Origin of the sequence: Streptomyces sp. H27-H1 (genome assembly GCF_026627445.1) — a bacterium.
Classification (GTDB): Bacteria; Actinomycetota; Actinomycetes; order Streptomycetales; family Streptomycetaceae; genus Streptomyces.
Genome location: NZ_JAPNLJ010000056.1, coordinates 24928 through 40358 on the forward strand (window position 1 = coordinate 24928; position 15431 = coordinate 40358).

At 69.1% G+C, this 15431-nt stretch carries 22 protein-coding genes; 6 read left to right on the forward strand and 16 right to left on the reverse strand.

What is annotated here, in order from left to right:
* The first annotated feature begins 44 nt into the window (after positions 1-44).
* On the forward strand, positions 45-503 hold the full coding sequence (locus OTB20_RS36080) for a hypothetical protein (RefSeq protein ID WP_267824144.1): 459 nt from the start codon (positions 45-47) through the stop codon (positions 501-503).
* 86 nt (positions 504-589) lie between these two features.
* The gene (locus OTB20_RS36085) at positions 590-1282 is read left to right on the forward strand and encodes a hypothetical protein (RefSeq protein WP_267824146.1); all 693 of its coding nucleotides are present in this window, start codon (positions 590-592) and stop codon (positions 1280-1282) included.
* Positions 1283-1395: 113 nt separating this feature from the next.
* On the opposite strand, the gene OTB20_RS36090 is transcribed toward OTB20_RS36085, so the two are convergent.
* The 3 genes from OTB20_RS36090 to OTB20_RS36100 all read right to left on the reverse strand — a co-directional run bounded on the left by OTB20_RS36090 (position 1396) and on the right by OTB20_RS36100 (position 2854).
* Positions 1396-2040: a DUF317 domain-containing protein gene (locus OTB20_RS36090; RefSeq protein WP_267824148.1), complete on the reverse strand. Its 645-nt coding sequence runs from the start codon at positions 2038-2040 to the stop codon at positions 1396-1398.
* Between the two features lie 112 nt (positions 2041-2152).
* Entirely contained in the window at positions 2153-2440 is a 288-nt protein-coding gene (locus OTB20_RS36095) for a hypothetical protein (protein ID WP_267824150.1), read from the reverse strand.
* A gap of 60 nt (positions 2441-2500) precedes the next feature.
* A complete protein-coding gene (locus tag OTB20_RS36100) occupies positions 2501-2854 on the reverse strand; it encodes a DUF317 domain-containing protein (protein ID WP_267824152.1) in 354 nt (117 codons plus the stop codon).
* Between the two features lie 288 nt (positions 2855-3142).
* Between OTB20_RS36100 and OTB20_RS36105 the strand changes: the two genes are divergently transcribed.
* Both OTB20_RS36105 and OTB20_RS36110 read left to right on the forward strand, forming a co-directional pair.
* Complete coding sequence (locus OTB20_RS36105; RefSeq protein ID WP_267824154.1) at positions 3143-3463, forward strand: DUF6087 family protein; 321 nt, start codon at positions 3143-3145, stop codon at positions 3461-3463.
* 42 nt (positions 3464-3505) lie between these two features.
* Entirely contained in the window at positions 3506-4249 is a 744-nt protein-coding gene (locus tag OTB20_RS36110; RefSeq protein WP_267824156.1) for an aminoglycoside phosphotransferase, read from the forward strand.
* Positions 4250-4259: 10 nt separating this feature from the next.
* On the opposite strand, the gene OTB20_RS36115 is transcribed toward OTB20_RS36110, so the two are convergent.
* The 9 genes from OTB20_RS36115 to OTB20_RS36155 form a co-directional block, all read right to left on the reverse strand.
* Complete coding sequence (locus OTB20_RS36115; RefSeq protein ID WP_267824157.1) at positions 4260-4694, reverse strand: hypothetical protein; 435 nt, start codon at positions 4692-4694, stop codon at positions 4260-4262.
* A 73-nt stretch (positions 4695-4767) separates the two neighbouring features.
* On the reverse strand, positions 4768-5685 hold the full coding sequence (locus OTB20_RS36120) for an MSCRAMM family protein (protein ID WP_267824159.1): 918 nt from the start codon (positions 5683-5685) through the stop codon (positions 4768-4770).
* 170 nt (positions 5686-5855) lie between these two features.
* A complete protein-coding gene (locus tag OTB20_RS36125) occupies positions 5856-6341 on the reverse strand; it encodes a hypothetical protein (RefSeq protein ID WP_267824162.1) in 486 nt (161 codons plus the stop codon).
* Positions 6342-6364: 23 nt separating this feature from the next.
* On the reverse strand, positions 6365-7240 hold the full coding sequence (locus tag OTB20_RS36130; protein ID WP_267824164.1) for a DUF317 domain-containing protein: 876 nt from the start codon (positions 7238-7240) through the stop codon (positions 6365-6367).
* Positions 7240-8526: an ATP-grasp domain-containing protein gene (locus tag OTB20_RS36135; RefSeq protein WP_267824166.1), complete on the reverse strand. Its 1287-nt coding sequence runs from the start codon at positions 8524-8526 to the stop codon at positions 7240-7242. Before OTB20_RS36135 ends, OTB20_RS36130 begins: the two co-directional genes overlap by 1 nt.
* A gap of 104 nt (positions 8527-8630) precedes the next feature.
* The gene (locus OTB20_RS36140) at positions 8631-9005 is read right to left on the reverse strand and encodes a hypothetical protein (protein ID WP_267824168.1); all 375 of its coding nucleotides are present in this window, start codon (positions 9003-9005) and stop codon (positions 8631-8633) included.
* Positions 9006-9026: 21 nt separating this feature from the next.
* Positions 9027-10298, reverse strand: coding sequence for an MFS transporter (locus tag OTB20_RS36145; protein ID WP_267824169.1), 1272 nt, complete (start codon positions 10296-10298; stop codon positions 9027-9029).
* 140 nt (positions 10299-10438) lie between these two features.
* Positions 10439-11116 (reverse strand): winged helix-turn-helix transcriptional regulator, encoded by a 678-nt coding sequence (locus OTB20_RS36150; protein ID WP_267824170.1) that lies wholly within the window; start codon positions 11114-11116, stop codon positions 10439-10441.
* Positions 11113-11973, reverse strand: coding sequence for a winged helix-turn-helix transcriptional regulator (locus OTB20_RS36155; protein ID WP_267824172.1), 861 nt, complete (start codon positions 11971-11973; stop codon positions 11113-11115). Before OTB20_RS36155 ends, OTB20_RS36150 begins: the two co-directional genes overlap by 4 nt.
* 166 nt (positions 11974-12139) lie before the next feature.
* On the opposite strand from OTB20_RS36155, the gene OTB20_RS36160 reads away from it, so the two are divergent.
* Positions 12140-12385 carry a hypothetical protein gene (locus OTB20_RS36160; RefSeq protein WP_267824174.1) on the forward strand — a complete coding sequence of 82 codons (246 nt, stop codon included), beginning with the start codon at positions 12140-12142 and terminating at the stop codon, positions 12383-12385.
* Positions 12386-12411: 26 nt separating this feature from the next.
* Here the strand turns inward: OTB20_RS36160 and OTB20_RS36165 are convergent, their stop codons facing one another.
* The 3 genes from OTB20_RS36165 to OTB20_RS36175 form a co-directional block, all read right to left on the reverse strand.
* Complete coding sequence (locus tag OTB20_RS36165; RefSeq protein WP_267824176.1) at positions 12412-12837, reverse strand: hypothetical protein; 426 nt, start codon at positions 12835-12837, stop codon at positions 12412-12414.
* Positions 12834-13259, reverse strand: a complete 426-nt coding sequence (locus tag OTB20_RS36170; RefSeq protein ID WP_267824177.1) for a hypothetical protein — start codon at positions 13257-13259, stop codon at positions 12834-12836. Before OTB20_RS36170 ends, OTB20_RS36165 begins: the two co-directional genes overlap by 4 nt.
* A gap of 148 nt (positions 13260-13407) precedes the next feature.
* A complete protein-coding gene (locus tag OTB20_RS36175) occupies positions 13408-13959 on the reverse strand; it encodes a hypothetical protein (protein ID WP_267824178.1) in 552 nt (183 codons plus the stop codon).
* 64 nt (positions 13960-14023) lie between these two features.
* On the opposite strand from OTB20_RS36175, the gene OTB20_RS36180 reads away from it, so the two are divergent.
* Positions 14024-15052 (forward strand): IS630 family transposase, encoded by a 1029-nt coding sequence (locus tag OTB20_RS36180; protein WP_267824179.1) that lies wholly within the window; start codon positions 14024-14026, stop codon positions 15050-15052.
* A 19-nt stretch (positions 15053-15071) separates the two neighbouring features.
* Here OTB20_RS36180 and OTB20_RS36185 read toward each other — a convergent pair whose 3' ends face one another.
* On the reverse strand, positions 15072-15230 hold the full coding sequence (locus OTB20_RS36185) for a hypothetical protein (protein ID WP_267824180.1): 159 nt from the start codon (positions 15228-15230) through the stop codon (positions 15072-15074).
* Positions 15231-15431: the final 201 nt, after the last annotated feature.

Consider the following 15431-nt stretch of genomic DNA (forward strand, 5'->3'; position numbering starts at 1 on the left):
GAGGATTCTCCCCTGCCACGACGTACCAGGCCCGGGAGGCGCCCATGTTCCGCCGGAACAACCACCACGACCAGGCGGCCGAGTTCCGTGCCGCCGCGGCGCAGCTGATCGCCTCGGCCGCCGAACCCGCCAGCCCTGCTCCGGTGGGCGCTGCGCCCGGCGCCGGAGAGACCGGAGGCGTCGACCTTGAGATACCGGCGGAGCTCCACGTCCCGCCGGCCGGGGATCTGGCAGGGTCGATGATGCGGTACTGGGCGCCGCTGACCGTGGACGGCGTCGTCGTGTCCTGCTCGGAGTGCGGCGTCTACCGGGACTGGCTCGTGCTGAGCTCCGGGGACAAGGTGTGGGTCCGCTGCCGCTCCGGACACGACACCCCCGTTCCCGGTCTGGACGCGGCCTGGTACGAGCGGACGGCCGGGCCGGTAGAAGGTCTCTACACCAGCCGGGAGAGCGGCGAGACCGCGTTCGGCTACGACGGAACCTTCGCGGGAGTGATTCTCTGATCGCACACCAGGCGAGGTGGATCTACCCCGCCCAAGGTGATCGGGGTAGCGTACGGCCGCACACGAATTCTGGGGGGGAATCACATATGCGAAACAACACCACGAATCTACTGAGCCTCACCGCCCTTGGTGCTCTCCTGCTGACCGGCTGCGCCGAGACCGCGGCGCCCTCCGCGCCGGCTTCCTCTTCGCAGGCGCCCGCGAAGAGCGGCGGGAAGTCCGCTGCGCCTTCGAAGGCCTTGACCAGTGCTGAGCTCGGCCCGCGGTTGCTGGACCTCATCGACCTGGGATCCGACTACCGGGTCAAGCCCGAGTCGACGTCGAAGAACGACGACATGGCCGTGGTCGGATGCCCGGCCCTGGAGGCGCTGGGCTCCGGACCGTCGGACGGCTCGCTGGACTTTCCGAACCAGGCCAAGGTCTCCTTCGCGTACGCGTCGAAGGATTCCGACCTGAGCGAGGAGGTCTACAGCGATACCGAAGACAAGATCTCCAGCAGGTCCCAGGAGATCTTCACCGCCATGGGCTCGTGCCCGAAGTACCAGATGGTCTCCGGAAGCACCCCGATCGACGTCACCGTCCAGAAGGTGACCGCACCCCAGCGCGGCGACGAGCAGTGGGGGCACATCCTTACGCTCACGGCCGGCGGACGCCCCAGCGTGATGAAGCAGATCGCCGTCCGCTCCGGCAACGTGCTGATCGTGCTCTCCGGCAGCCCCGCCCTGGTTGACGCCCACGTGGACAAGGCGCTGGCGAAGGCCCTGAAGCCCGTCGGCTGACCCACTCCGGACATGCGAACGAGCACGGGCCCCCGGCGAAGAGATCTCGCTGGGGGCCAATGCTCGTTCGACGGACCGTGTCCGTCATGGACCAGCTGCCGGTGGCACGTGCGTCAGAGGGCCGGCCGGATCGTGAGGCGTGCCCGGGAGGACGCCGGCAGGACACGACGCGGGACGGGCGCACCGCAGACGAGGCTGGCGGCGAATGCGGCCACCAAGTCGTGCGGTGTGGACGTACTGAACGCGGCGACCCACAGGTACGGCCCGCCGACTTCCGGCTGGGCCCAGGCCTGCCAACCGGGCATGTCCGGCCGGGGGTCTTGGTCCAAGATGCCTTTCGGGAGCGGCGCCCGGGTCATGCATGCGGTGAAGGACTCGGACCACAGGGTGAAGTCCGGGTCGTCCACGTCGCCGTGCCAGCCGCCGGCCACCAGCCCTTCGGGGACGGCCTCGGGTCCGTCGAACCCCCAGGCCGGTTCCGAGCGGCCAGCAAGGGCGAGGGCGAAGGCGGCAACGGCTTCGTAGGGCACACCTCGGGTGAAGTACGCGGTCCAGTTCACCGTGGCACGTGCAGTGTCCTCACGTGCGGAAATCTCCCAGGCAACGGGCAGGTCACCCAGTTCCGTGGTGAGGGGGTCGGCCATCACCCATTCCGCACAGCGGAGTTGGTCGGGGCTCGCGTAGAAGAACGTGCGGCGGGCTGTCATCCAGTACGCCCATCCAGCAGCGACGAGCTCGTCGCCTACCCGTTCAGCCAACGCTCCGTCGTCGCCGGCCAGATACCGCGGGCTGACCCAGAGCAGATCGGAACCCGGAGGAGTCGAGGGCGGTTCGGGATTCAGGGGCGCCTCCAGGGCATCGAGGGAACGGTCATCGGATGGCGCCTCCAACGCCTCTGCGCACCCGCGCCGGCACGGTGGTGCGCGGATGCCAGCCCAGCTCTTGAGCGGCCATGGCGGGCAGGAAGCCTGCCTGCCCCGATTCTCCGAGGAAGACGACGGGGCAGCCGTCGTGTCCGACGTCCAGGACGATGTCTCCCAGCTTGTGGGCGTAGGGGAACGCGGGGTTGATGGCCAGGCGAACCGGGGTGTCCGGGGCGTAGCGCGAGAGGTGTTCGATGATCTCGGCGACCGTGGGATCGTCGGCTATGGGGTGCAAGGTGCCTCCGGGGCTGTGCTGAACGAGCTGGGTGCGGGATCGTCCTCCGCGGTCTGGGTGTCAGGCCGGGCGCGAGGTAGAGATGACGGCGTGGACCGCCGAGGCGATGACGTGGGCTGGTGTCTCGACGGCGAAGCCGATGCTGTAGCCGGGCACGGTTGCCGTTCCCGTGACGGCCAGCCGCCATCCCTCATCGAGTCGGCCCGGCCGGCCCTCGGGGAACCACCCGAGGTACAGGCGACCGTCCTTGCTGGCGATGTGCATGTCGGCCCTGTCGTCCACGACGAAGTGGAATTCCTCGGCCGTGAACTGGTCGATCACCTGAGAGGGCTGACCCCGTCCGAGCACCCACGTACGGATCCTCAAAGCCTCGACGCTCGTGGAGAACCCGGGACGGCCAACCTCAACGGTCATACGCGATCACCTCTCTGACCTGCGGTTTCGGGGAAGGGGTCAACCTTGACATGGGTCGGCCAGTCTCTCCAGAGCTGTCCGGGTCTTGCCCGTCTGCCGTGAGCGATGTCCCGGACAACACAAAGCGAGGGCGGTACCCCTGATGGGGTACCGCCCTCGCTCGGCGTTCTTCGGTTGTCATCAAGGGAGCCGAGCCCCGCGTCCGACTGGTTGCAGGCGGAAGCCTGGAGATGGCGTCGGCTTGCTGTCCGGCTTCGGTATGGTGCTGCCCTTCACGGAGGTACGACCATGACCGAGGAACCCCTCGACCGCTGGGCCGCACGCCGCCAAGGGCGACTGCGCAAGCCCGGCGAGCTCAAGGCCATCACGCTCAGCACCGGCCCGGCACGCGCGGCCCACGTGGACCCCGACGCCCCACGCCTCATCCTTGAATGGGACGGCTTCGCCTGGCAGGTGCTGATGACGGTGGACAACTATGCCGACGCCTGCCGCGCGCTCGGCCGGAGCCTTCACGCCCAGGCCACCGAACAGGCCGAGACGACGGGCCCCGTCACCGGACGCAACCCCTTGGCCCCGGGGACTGGGCGGCACCGTAAGTCGCGGCCCTGACTGATGGCGACGGTCCGACTTACCGACCTGCCCGCTGAGGTCTTGGAACTGATCGAGGCGCAGACCGGGCCCGTCCTCGCGTACGAGAGCGTCGGGGCCGGACTGAACAGTGCTGTCGCCGCTCGGGTCCGCACAGCCGACACCACGGTCTTCGTCAAAGGGCTGCCCCGCGACCACCGCCGCGTCTGGACCCAGCAGCGTGAAGCCGATATCGCCCCGAGCGTCCATCGCCTTGCCCCCAATCTCCTGTGGCACGTCCAAGAGGCCGGCTGGGATCTGCTGGCCTTCACCAACGTCAACGGCCACCACGCGGACTACGCACCCGGGTCGCCCGACCTTCCTCTCGTGGCCGACGCGATGACCCGGCTCTCCTCCATCACCGCGTCCGGCATCGACTTGCGGTCGATGCCGGACAGGATGACCGCGTACAGCGAGACACCCGAGCTGTTCCACGGCACGGCCCTACTCCACACCGACTGGTTCCCCAGCAACGTCCTCGTCGGCGACGACGGCGCTGTCCTCGTCGACTGGGCGTGGGCCTCCCGCGGGGCCGCCTGGATCGACCCCGCGTTGTGGGTGGTCTGGCTGATCAAGAGCGGCCACACCCCTCAGGAGGCGGAGGGATGGGCGGCACGCATCCCTTCCTGGACCGCCGCACCGCCCACCGCGGTCACCGCCTTCGCGCAGGCCACCGCCGCCGTGTGGGAGGAAATCGCCGAAGGCGAGCAGGCCACATGGGTCCTCGACATGCTCCAGGCGGCCCTCACCTGGCGCGACTCCCGCTAACGCACCACTGTCAGCTGCCGCCACCACGCGTAGGAGGCCGGCGGAACGTGTCCGGCACTCCACGTGTAGTGGGCGGCGTGGCTGGCAAGCCGCTCGGACGGGATCCCTGGACGGGCGCTGCGGCCGGCGACTGCCCGAGCCCCAGGGCCATGACGCCGTCGAGTCGCTCAGCGGGGAGGGCCGGGTGGTCGGCAGTGTGCATGGTGACGTAATCGGCGTGGACCAGCTCCGCGTAGGAAGCGACGTGCAGCACGGTGCTCAGCTGCGTGCTGGTCTCTCTGGGGAGGGTGAAGAGTTCCAGGTCATTGATCGTGGTTCGGCGGAAGGAATGGCGCTCCAGCACCGCGATGGCATTGGGGATGTCCTTCAGGACCGCGACCCACAGCGGATGCGCGCTGCCAGGAGTGTGCCCGTACAGGACGTCGGGCTCGACGAGATCGGTCATGTGTTTCCTCGTGGACGAGAGGCCAGAGCCAGCTGGCCTCTCGTCTTGCGTGTGAGGGTGTCAGCGAGGGGCGTTAGGGGGTGGTGCGCTGTGTCCGGCGGCGCAGAGCCCAGACGGCTCCGCCTCCGGCGATGATCAGTGCACCGGCCAGGAGGCCGATCCAGCGGGCGGAGCCGCCACCGGTGTTGGCGAGCGAGCCCGTCGGTGCGGGGCTGGTGGTACTCGACGCCGTCTCGGCGACCGTGGGGGTGCCCGACGGGGAAGGGGAGGTTGTCGCCGGCGGTGTGGACGAGGTGCTCGGCTTGGGCGTGGTCGGGGACGTCGGCGGTGCGCTGGTCGGGGGCTTGGTCGGCGGGATCTTCGAGTTGGTGAACTCCGCGGTGACCGGTGCGCCCGGCTTCGCGGTGACGGTCACCGGCTTGGCGGACAGCTGGTAGCCGGCCGGGGCCTTCGTCTCGGTGGCGGTGTACGCGGTGCCCGCTCGCGCGGAGACCGGCAGCTTGGCCTTGGCGGTGCCGTCGGCTCCCGTGGTCAGGGTGAGCGTCTCGCCCTTTCCGCTTACCGGTGTCACGTTGATCACCGCGCCGGGCAGGGGCTTGCCGGTCTCCTTGTCCGCCTTCTTGACGGTCAGATCTGCCGCCTTGAACGGGTCGATGATCACCATGGGTGTGACGGCGTCGGTGATGATGACGTCCTGGTCGGCGACGGTGTCGTGGATCGGGCTGCCGCTGGCGGTTTCCTTGAGCCGGTAGGCGCCGGGCATCAGGCCGTCGAGGCGGAGCAGGCCATCGGCGCCGGTCTTCCCTTCGGCCGCCGGGTTGCCGGAGGCGTCGAGGAGCGCGAAGGACGCGCCGACGAGGATGTCGCCGGCCGGGTCCTTCTTCTGGATCTCGATCCCTCCCGTCGTCACGGAGCGTTCTGCCGTGACCGGCGGCGGGGCGGACGGTTCGGGGCTTGCGCTGGCGTGGGCGAAGGGAATGGTCGCGGTCATCGCCGTAAGAGTGAGGACGAAGACCTGGGCTGCGTGACGGCTGGGCAAGTGGTAGTGCTCCTGTTGATTGGGGTGGTGGGTTGTACGTGAACCGTTCGGTCGACTGCTGGCCTGCCCCGCTACGGGGAGAGGCCAGCGGAGGGTGAGTGACCGCTCTCCTGGCGTGTGGTTCATCGCTTGGGGCTGGTTGCGGTCTTCGCTGGCGTGGCCTGGAGAGCCGGGGCGACGGCTGACCTGACCGTGCTCCGGGATCGCTTCGGGGGAAACCAGAGGGCCGAGTACCGCGTGATGGCCTCTCTCAGCGGAGTCCAGTCGCCGCCTGCCCAGCCGGGGCCACCCTTGGCGGTGTTGTAGTCGGTGAAGACGCCGTGGCCCGTCAGGCCTGGGTAGCTGCCGGCGGCTTGGTCGCGGTGCTGGAATGTCTGGTGGTCGGCGAAGGACAGGACCACGTCGTCGATCGTGCCCTTGTCTTCGTGGAGGATCCGGACGCGCAGTCCCCGGTACTCGCGTTCGCGGATGGTCGGATGGAAGTCGACTCGCAGGCGCAGGGGGCTCCGGGGGCCCGGTGTCGCGTAGTAGCTCTCCCCGATGACCGTGCCGCCGGGGAGACTGAGGGCGAGTTCCTGGTCGAAGAACCAGCGTGGATGTAGGGACAATTCCGCAACTCCAGAAGGTCAGTTCAGCGGCCCGGCCGCCGGGAGGGCCCGGAAAGCCGGGCGCTGGGAGTGGTGCTGGTCGACCAGCGCGGAACGCTGTGTGTACGGGCGCTGGGCAGGACCCGGGGGCGGACGCGGGCGACGTCGAGAGGCGTCGGCGCCTTGGGCGGTGGCGGGCGCACCGGGGTGACCTCGGCGTGATCGCGCAGGGTCTTCGAGAGCCCCTGCTCCCAGCGCAGGACCGGCGCGGGATCCACAATCGCGGTGGTGATCGCCGCGACGAGATGGACAGGGGTCTCGGAGGAAGCGGTTGCGTACCAGCGACTCCATGAGTGCGGGCCGCCCCACATGAACCAGCGGGCCTCCAGGTGGGTGATCTCCATCTCGGGGTCGAGGTCGCCAGTGGCGAGGGCGAGGCCGGCCAGCTTGTCGGGCGCCGTCCAATCGAGGGTCTGGTCTGCGGCCCGGCTGAGTTTCCAGCCACTGTCGATCAGCGGCGCGAGAGCGTCGAAGGCGCTCCCGGTCCCTCGGGAGAGGTAGGAGCCGGGCCCCTCTGTGTAGGCCTGTGCGAGGGCGTCGGTGAACGCGGCGACGAACTCGGTCGGGGCCTTGTCGTTGAAGCAGACGCCCCAGACGGGTGCGGCGTGCGGGTCACGGTAGACGGAGATCCGCCACAGGCCGTCGTCCTCGCCCTCGGGGAGGTAGCCGAGGCGTACGCGCCGATCGGGCGCGGTGACGTAGCAGTTGCCGACGTCGTCGTGATCCAGGGGCCAGCCCAGGTCGCGTAGGGGCTGCAGGCCGGGGTCGCCGATGGCCGTGGATCCGGCGAGGTAGCGGGGGGTGACGTAGACGTCACCGTCGAGGTCGTCGGCATCGGACCCGGTGAACGCCGCGCCCATCAGCTGGCCGCCTGGGCCTCGGCAGCGATACCCAGGTGTTTCGATGCGGGGTGGACGATCACCGTGATGTGGTCCTGGGCTTCCTCGATGCGGGCAGCAGCTTGGGCGGCGTCAGCGGCCGTGACGACGACGAGGCCGACTCGGGCGACATCGACGTCGCCCTCGGGCGGGAGAACGACCTGATCGCCGACCGCGCTGATCCAGCTGACCTGGGCCAGCCAGTCGGCGTCAGCCACCTGGGCATCTATCCCCCGTGCGATGACGGTGCCGGATACCTCGGGGTAGAGCAGGCGTACGGCTGCGGCCTGCTGGAGGTTGGGGGTGAGGTCGGGTGCGATGCCCAGAGCAAGGTCGGCTGCGGCTCGGGGCAGGTCGATGCCGGTGGCGAGCTGGACCAGGCGGCCGATCAGGTCGCCGCCGATGCGCTGGTTGACTTCGATGATGCGCGGGCCGGTGTCCGTGAGCCGGAGTTCGACGTGCGAGATGCCGGTGGTCACCCCCAGGGCGGCCACAGCGGCCCTGGCGATCGGGCCGACCTCGGCGAGCAGCGGGTCGACCGCGTCGACGCTGTGGCCGGTTTCTTCGAAGTAGGGCTCGAAGCCGATTTCCTTGCGTGTGACGGCCACGGCGGTGGTGCGGCCCTGGTGGGTGACGCATTCGACGGAGATCTCGGGTCCGTCGAGGTACTCCTCGACGAGGATGGAGTTGGACTCGCCGCCGTGGAGGTTCGCGCCGGCCGTAGTGAACTCGAAGGCTGCCGGGAGCTGGTCGGCCAGGTCCACGCGGATCACCCCGACGCTGCCTGCCTGACCTGCGGGCTTGAGGACGACGGGGTAGCCGATGGATTCAGCCGCGAGTGCGCTCTCTAGGAGGGAGGCGACCTTGATGGACTGCGCGGAGGGAACGCCGTGCTGGGCAAAGAGCTTTCGGCTGGTGGCCTTGTCTCGGCAAGCGTGGAGGACCTTCGGGTCGTCGGTGAGAACGCCCAGGTGCTGGGCCAGCTCCGCGGTGGGCACGAGGAGCGTTTCGTTCCAGGTCATGACGGCGGCGATGGGGTGCCGGGCGGCCAGGCGCTCGCCGGCGGCGAGCAGGGCGTCGTGGTCGTACGGGTCGGTGGTCTCGTGGTCGATGACGAGTCCCTGTTCCCAGGTGACGGGGTTCGGGGTGATGACGACGGTGTCGTAGACAGCGGCGACCGATTCCAGGCAGTACCCGCGGTACAGGCGGTCGTTCGGGGCGACCACCAGGACGACGGGGCGGGGGGAGGTGGGGAGGGTGGAGGACAAGGGTCGGAAGAATCCCGTTCTTGAGGCGATGGGTGGAGGAGGGCTGCGGAGAGGAGAGGTCTGCCCGAGGGCTCTGTTGGCGTGGCCGGAGGGCCTTGGCGCGGCTACTCCGGCGCGACGGAGGCCATCGGGTTGGAGAGCCCGCGCGGGTTTCGGGGGCCCGGCGAAGAAGGCTGGCCCGGTAGCCGCCCGCCTTGCGGCAGGCGGGCTTCGGAGGGCTGCGCGACGTCGGCCCGGTGATGACAGAGTCCGAGCAGTGGAGCGCGGCTGGAAGGCGTCGTGGCATCGGCGTACGTGTTCGCGGCGTCGAGCAGCCGGGCGATGTCGTTCACGAGACCGCTGGGAGCAAGGAGTGACTGGGTCAGCGCCTCGGCTTCGGGCTGCGGAAGGCTGTGGAGTCGCAGGGTGAGGCTCCGCAGAAGGCTTCCGGCGGCCAAGGCTTGGTCGGTGCTGAACGACGAGATGTTCGGGGACGGCATGGCTTCTCCGGTGGTCGGTGCTCAGGCTGCAGTCGGTTCGAGGGCCAGCCGGTTGCTCTCGCGTAGGGCGGGATCGCTGCGCAGGCGCCAGAACGCGGTCGCCAGGCCAAGGGCCTGGAGTGCGGCGCAGGCAGTCATCACGTGGCCAAGGGACTCGGGCGGGGTGACGGCGACGAGCAGGCCGGCGATCGGGAAAGGCAGCAGCATGATCAGGATGGTGATGCTGAGCGTGGCGCCGAAGACGTCTCTGGGGATGAGGCGGGAGCGCAGGGTGCGCAGGACCACGGTCATTGCGCCTTCGCCGGCCATCAGGACGGCGACGAGGATGAGGAAGGGCGTGTAGCTTCCGGCCTGGGAGACGGCCAGGCCGCCGAGCGAGGCGATCAGCGCTCCTGCCGTGCCGATGGGCCAGAGCCCGAAGCGGTCGATGGCGAACCGTGACAGGGATGTCGCGAGGAGGGCGGCGGTCGCGGCGGCGGACCAGATGAGGCCGACCGACCCGGTGGTGAGGCCGAAGTTCTGCACGATGATCACCGGGGCTGCGGCCTGGAGCAGGCCCGTGGCGAAGTTGCTGACGGTAAGTCCTGCGATCAGCCAGCCGAGCGCCGGCAGTGCTCTGAGCGTCGACCAGCCCATGCGCAGCCCTTGGCGGACGGTTGCGGATTCTGCCTTCGGCTGGGTCCGGCGGTCCCTGGGCGAGGTGATGGCGGCGAGCAGGGAGAGCACCCCGATCGTGGTGAGCAGGGTCTGCTGGCCGGCGTACTGGAGGAGGAAGGCGCCGGCGGCGGGTCCGGCCAGGGTGGCGGACTGGTCGATGCTGAGCAGTACGGACTGCACGCGGTGTTCGACTCGGCCTGATTCCCTGCTGGCGGCGCCGCCAGCGGTCTCGGCGGCGACGTAGGAGTATTCGGTGAGGACGCCGATGACGGCGGCCAGGGCCATCACGGAGATCGTGGTGACGAGTCGGTCATCGATGAAGGTCAGGGCCAGGACCGCTGCGGTGACGACCAGCGTCCGGATGGTGGTCGCGGTACGGAAGACTCGGGCCGCGCCGTGCCGGTCGACTGCGGCTCCCGCGCCGACGAACGCGCCGAGCCGGGGGATCCATTCCAGAACGAAGGCGAGGCCGGTGAGCATGGCCGAGGACGTGGTGGCCAGTACGAGCAGGGGTATTCCGTAGGTGCCCAGGTTGAAGGCTGCGGCGTCCATGGTCCGCGGCAGGTAGATGCGGCGGAAGATGCCGTGATCGGGCAGGCGGGCGTGACGGCCACCGGCGGCTCTGTGACGGGTCATGAACACTTTCAGTCGGGGATGGCCCGGGTGGTGGCCGGGAAGCGTCAGCCCTTGCGGTCCCGGGTTCGCGCGCCGCGCCAGAAGGCGCTCTCGGCTCTCGCGTGGGCGCTTGATCGCGATCCCTCGCGCAGGGTCAGGCGCTAGAGGGAGCGTCGCGGGGCGACCCCGGGCAGGGCGGCGGACTTCGCCACGCCGGGTGCGACTGCGCGCACGGTGCTCATCGGCGGTGCCGGGCGCAGGTAGCGGACAGCCTGGACGAGCTCGGCGTTCGCGGTGGCCCAGCTCCGCAGTTCTGCCAGGGGCCCCCGCAGGTCGCGTCCGGCATCGGTCAACTCCCAGCGGGCCGAGCTGCCTCGGTGGACCAGGCCGGCGTCGACAGCTCGCGCGAGTTGGTTGGCCTCGTACGCCGCCTCGGGGTTGAGCAGGAACAGCGCCGTACTCGGATCGCGCAACACGCCGAGCACCGCCTCGACTCGGACGACGAAGTCGGTCTGGCCACCCGGGTAGTCGTGGTGTCGAGCCCACCGGCCGAGCCGGTCGTACACATCGCCAAGGGCGACGCCGGGCTCCGTAAGCGTGAGCTGCTGTTCATCGGTGGCGAGGGTCTCCCTGCGGACGAGGCCCCGGCGACACAGGCCGTTTAGGGCAACGTTCAAGAGATACGGGGGGATGTCAGGGAACGTGGCCGCGAGATTGCCCCGCTGGCGGAGTACGGGGCCGTTGTCGTCGAGCTCGGTGATGATCCGGGTGGTCCACCGGAAGCTCAGGAGAGTGGCAGCCCGCACGAGGGAGTCGGCCTCGGGGTGCGGCTGAGTCATCGGGCGCGGCCTCCCATGGACGCAGCGGTTGCGGGTCGGGCCGGGCTCCCGTGGGAGAACAGGTCGATCGGCGGGCGCTGCACGGCGCTCTCCGGCGCGGCCACCACCGACTGGGGCCGCGGGGAAGGGGAGCTGTTGGCGGCCCACATCGCCGGACGGTCGGCAGCAGAGGGCCACAGCGGGTGCGAGGTGCTCTTCGCGCGGCCGGATGCCCAGCTGGACAGTGCCTGGAAGGCGCCGGTGAGGGCTTCTCCCTGGCTGGAGAGCTGGTAGCTGCTGTGGGCGAGCCGGTCGACGAGGCCGTCCTCGACGAGCTGGCGCAGCGGCTTGTAGATCGGAACCGTCGTCGAGGAGGGGTCGAGGACAACGTCGGCGAGCTTCCGGCCTGAGGCGCTGCCCTGGTGCCGCAGTGCCCACAGCAGGGGGGTGGCGTACTTGGGCGTGATCAGGCTGAGGGCATCCTCGGCGTTCTGGGCCGCAGGTATCCGCTCGGGCTCCAGCTCCCCGGTGGCCCGATTGGGCTTCTGGATCTTGTCGAGGTGGGTGTCGCCGTAGGTGGCCAGGGTGGCGATGACCGTCCCCAGGCTGCGTCCGCGCCCGGAAAGCTGGTAGGTGACGTGGCGGGCGGTCTCCTCGTGCCTTTCGACCAGGCCGTCGGCGGTCAGCCGGACCAGTCGAGCGGAGAGCTGAGCGTCGAAGAGCATCGGCAGCCGGGTCTTGATGTCGCTGTAGCGCAGGGGCTGTTCGCCGAGGGTCATCAGGGTCCACACGCTCCAGCGGGGGCTGAGCATGTCGAGGGTCTCGACGACGCGGGACAGGTCTTTCGCGATCGGGCGGGGAAGGCCGGTGGTAGCCACGGAAGGATCTCCTGAGCGGTTCGGGTCAGTGGGTTCGTGAGGGAGTGCTGGACGCGGCCCGAGCGGGTGACGCGACGGGCGGGTTCACGGGTGGCTCGGTGCGGCGCAGTCCCTGCAGGACTGCGGCGAGAGTTTTGGCGTGAGTCGCGTGTGCAGTGGATGCGCGGTGCAGCCGCTCGGCGCTGTCGCGGATGTGGCCTGCCTCGAAGGGGCCGATATCGCGGTCTTCGCCCGTGTACGTGCGCAGGCGGTCCATCTGGAAGTCGATGCTTCGTTCGGCGAAGACGAGGTCGCCGTGGATGGTGAGGATGGCGCCGAGGAGGGTGGAGTCGGGGGCTTGGTCTGCGGCTTGCCGAAGTTCGGTGAGCGGCTGGCCGAAGAGGGCTTCAATGTGGTCGCGCAGGACGTGTGAGGTCGGCTCGGACAGGTGGGGTTCCTTCAGGGGTGTCGGGACCTGGCCGCGCTCTTGGCGGTGTTCGCCTTGGGGCTGGCCGTCGGTGCGGCCTGGAGGCGGCTGGGGAGAGTGGCTTCACGGCTGGGCATGCTGCTCAGCAGCCGCGTGAGGGCGGTGATGATCTCGGTGCGGGAGGAGAGGACTGCTTCCATCCACTGGACGTCCATGCGGAAGTCGTCGGCATCGAGCTCGTTCCGGTCACGTCCGGGATGGGTGGCCTGGTGCATGCGGTCGCGTACTCGGTCGACGTGCGATTCGGTGACGGCCAGGAAGGCGCGGAGTTCCATCGCCCTGAACAGCGCGGGCGCTGCTTGGCCGACGGCTGCCGCGCGGTGGAGCTCGGGAAGCGGATGACCGAAGGCGGACTCGATCAGCTGGTCCTGACTGCTGGCCTGCAGAGATGTGTTCATCGCCCTGCGGCTCGAACGGCGTTCACCGGAGGGCGGGGCGGCATCGCCGCGGATACCTGCGCGGTGACCCTGCTCTGGGGTCGGGCACCGCGCCAGACCTGCCGTTCCTTGTCGTTGATGAGGCGACGCAGAACCATGGCTCGGCCGTCTCGTGCTGCGACCGCGGTGTTGACCTGGTGCGCGATGACCATCTGGGACGGAGCGAGTTTGCCGGGCGCAGGGCCGATGGCCGCGAGCAGGGTGTCTTCCGCCTGCTCCACCACAGCTTCGGCTTCGGCAGTCAGCCCGTACCAGCGGAGCACTTCGGTGGCAGGATGCGCCCGGCCGATGGCGACGGCATCCTGGAGGAGATGACCGAGAGGCAACTCGAACTCTGCCTCTATATGGCGGGTGAGGACATCAAGGACGTCGTCGGATGACACTTCTTCCCCTTTCGGAAACGTAGGCCGGCGGCGGATGAGCTCCACTTACGACCTGCTCTAATCATCCGGATAATCCCGGAATTCGATAAGCGCGAAAGATCTGATATACGGCCCCTGGGCGGGGCGTTGGGAGTGGCGCATCTACAACTCAGAGCCGACGCGTTACGCCTGGCAGCGGGCGCTGGACCGGTGCCTCGCGGGTTGCGGTTCTGGAGGCGAGGGGAGCCGGGCGAAGGGGTCTATCCGGGTTTTCGATCCATGCATTCGCAGCCTCAAGGGTCGGGAAGACGCCCTCGCGCAGGGTGTGCGTGTAGGTCGTCATGTCCGCCACCTCGTGAAGAATCCGGTACGGGTGCGGATCCTTCTCGTCAAGAGACCGCAGGACCACAAGGACGGTCGGTGACGGCGCCAAGTCGTCGGTCTCGCTCTCCAAGAGCTCGAAGCGTTCACCGTCTCCCATCAGCCGCTCTTGCAGAGCGACTGTCCGCTTGTCGGCGGGTACGGTTCCCATGCCCCGGGGAAGGCGGATTTCCTCGCGGGGGCAGCCTCGGGAAATCAGCCAGGACTGCGCCATGACAGGGAGTGGACGGCTGGCGCATTCGAAGTTGAAGGTTCTGGCCTCCAGGTCGCGGTCGATGTGGAGCGCGAGGAGCTGGGGAAATCCAGGTATTCCCCAGGTGGCGGACTCGTCGAAGATCACGTGATATTGAGCCGAAACTGATGGGTTGCCTGTTCGTTGATGGTGTGTGATCGAGGGTGGGGACATGAGGCGGCTGTCGCCGGCTGCGCAGGAGGATCTGCGGTTGCGGGTGGTGGCGGCGCTGGAGTCGGGGCGGGTTCGGACGTACGGGCAGGCGGCGGAGGTGTTCGGGGTCTCCACGCGGTCGGTGGGGACGTGGTGGCGGGCCAGCCGCGCGGGTGGCCGACCCGCGCTGCTCGCGGTAGTCCGAGAACCCCGCGCGGGCAAAGGCGAGTTGATCGACGTGTCCGCTCGCGGGGCGGTCCTTGCGGCGATGCGCGACTACACCCCGGCCGACGTCGGGCAGAGCGGCGTGCTGTGGACCAGAGCCTCGGTCAGGACGTTGATCAAGTTGGTGTGCGGGGTGGTGATGACCGAGCAGGGCGTGGGCAAGTGGCTGCGCCGGTACGGCTTCACCCCGCAGCGGCCCGCCCGCCGCTCCTACCGGCAGCGGGACGACCAGGTCCAGCGGTGGCTTGAGGAGGAGTATCCGGCGATCCGGTCCAAGGCGAGCCAGGAGAAGGCCGAGCTGGTCTGGGCCGATCAGTGCGGACTGCGATCGGACACCGCCCCGCCCGGCCGCTCGTGGGCGCCAGCCGGGCAGACCCCGCTGGTCCGGGTCAATGGCCGCCGGTTCCGCGTCAACATCATGTCGGCGGTCGCCTCTCGTGGCGCGCTGTGGTTCACCGTCTTCCCCGGCAAGTTCAACGCGAAGGTGATGTGCGCGTTCCTCGACCGCCTCGCCCGCCAGGCCGGGCGGAAGGTCCACGTGATCGTCGACCGGCACCCGGTCCACCGCAGCAAAGCCGTCCGGGCCTGGCTCGCCGACAACGCCGAGCGCGTCGAACTACACCTGATGCCCGGCTACAGCCCCGAACTCAACCCCGACGAGCTGCTGAACGCCGACTTGAAACACCACGTCCACGCCGCCCGCGCTACCTCCGCCGACGACCTCGCCCGCGAGACCCGGCGCTTCCTGCACCGCAGACAACGCCAGCCCCGCATCGTCTGCGGGTACTTCGCCGCCCGACACGTCCGCTACACACTCCAGTAGGAAACCCACCAGTTTCGGCTCAATAGCTGTGCCGGCCATCCGGCGTGTGATGCTCTGCCAACCGGATCAGATCGTGCAGGTGGAAGTCGATCGCGTAGTAGAAGGCCTCGTCCACGGAGTCGTCGGCGGGTTCGAATCCGTCGAGGCGGACGTCAGGTTGACGTTCAAGGCTCGGCACGGGTCTGCTTTCAGCGGCTAGGTCAGGCCAGCGGGGAACGGGTTACGGGGCGCAAGGCCGGCGACGGGAGCGGACAGGGCTGTTGCAAAGTCGGATTGATCTTGTAGACGCGCTGGTGTGGCCGTGTGACGGTGTCCGGCGGAGGCGCTACGAACGCAACGAAGCTCCCGTTGATGCGGGTGACCTTGCCAAGTCGCCTGT

Bases quoted from the DNA above. Each gene is read 5' to 3' on its own strand.
- OTB20_RS36080 (WP_267824144.1), top strand. From the start codon at position 45: ATGTTCCGCCGGAACAACCACCACGACCAGGCGGCCGAGTTCCGTGCC.
- OTB20_RS36085 (WP_267824146.1), top strand. From the start codon at position 590: ATGCGAAACAACACCACGAATCTACTGAGCCTCACCGCCCTTGGTGCT.
- OTB20_RS36100 (WP_267824152.1), bottom strand. From the start codon at position 2,854: ATGACCGTTGAGGTTGGCCGTCCCGGGTTCTCCACGAGCGTCGAGGCT.
- OTB20_RS36105 (WP_267824154.1), top strand. From the start codon at position 3,143: ATGACCGAGGAACCCCTCGACCGCTGGGCCGCACGCCGCCAAGGGCGA.
- OTB20_RS36115 (WP_267824157.1), bottom strand. From the start codon at position 4,694: ATGACCGATCTCGTCGAGCCCGACGTCCTGTACGGGCACACTCCTGGC.
- OTB20_RS36120 (WP_267824159.1), bottom strand. From the start codon at position 5,685: ATGACCGCGACCATTCCCTTCGCCCACGCCAGCGCAAGCCCCGAACCG.
- OTB20_RS36130 (WP_267824164.1), bottom strand. From the start codon at position 7,240: ATGGGCGCGGCGTTCACCGGGTCCGATGCCGACGACCTCGACGGTGAC.
- OTB20_RS36140 (WP_267824168.1), bottom strand. From the start codon at position 9,005: ATGCCGTCCCCGAACATCTCGTCGTTCAGCACCGACCAAGCCTTGGCC.
- OTB20_RS36145 (WP_267824169.1), bottom strand. From the start codon at position 10,298: ATGACCCGTCACAGAGCCGCCGGTGGCCGTCACGCCCGCCTGCCCGAT.
- OTB20_RS36150 (WP_267824170.1), bottom strand. From the start codon at position 11,116: ATGACTCAGCCGCACCCCGAGGCCGACTCCCTCGTGCGGGCTGCCACT.
- OTB20_RS36165 (WP_267824176.1), bottom strand. From the start codon at position 12,837: ATGAACACATCTCTGCAGGCCAGCAGTCAGGACCAGCTGATCGAGTCC.
- OTB20_RS36180 (WP_267824179.1), top strand. From the start codon at position 14,024: ATGAGGCGGCTGTCGCCGGCTGCGCAGGAGGATCTGCGGTTGCGGGTG.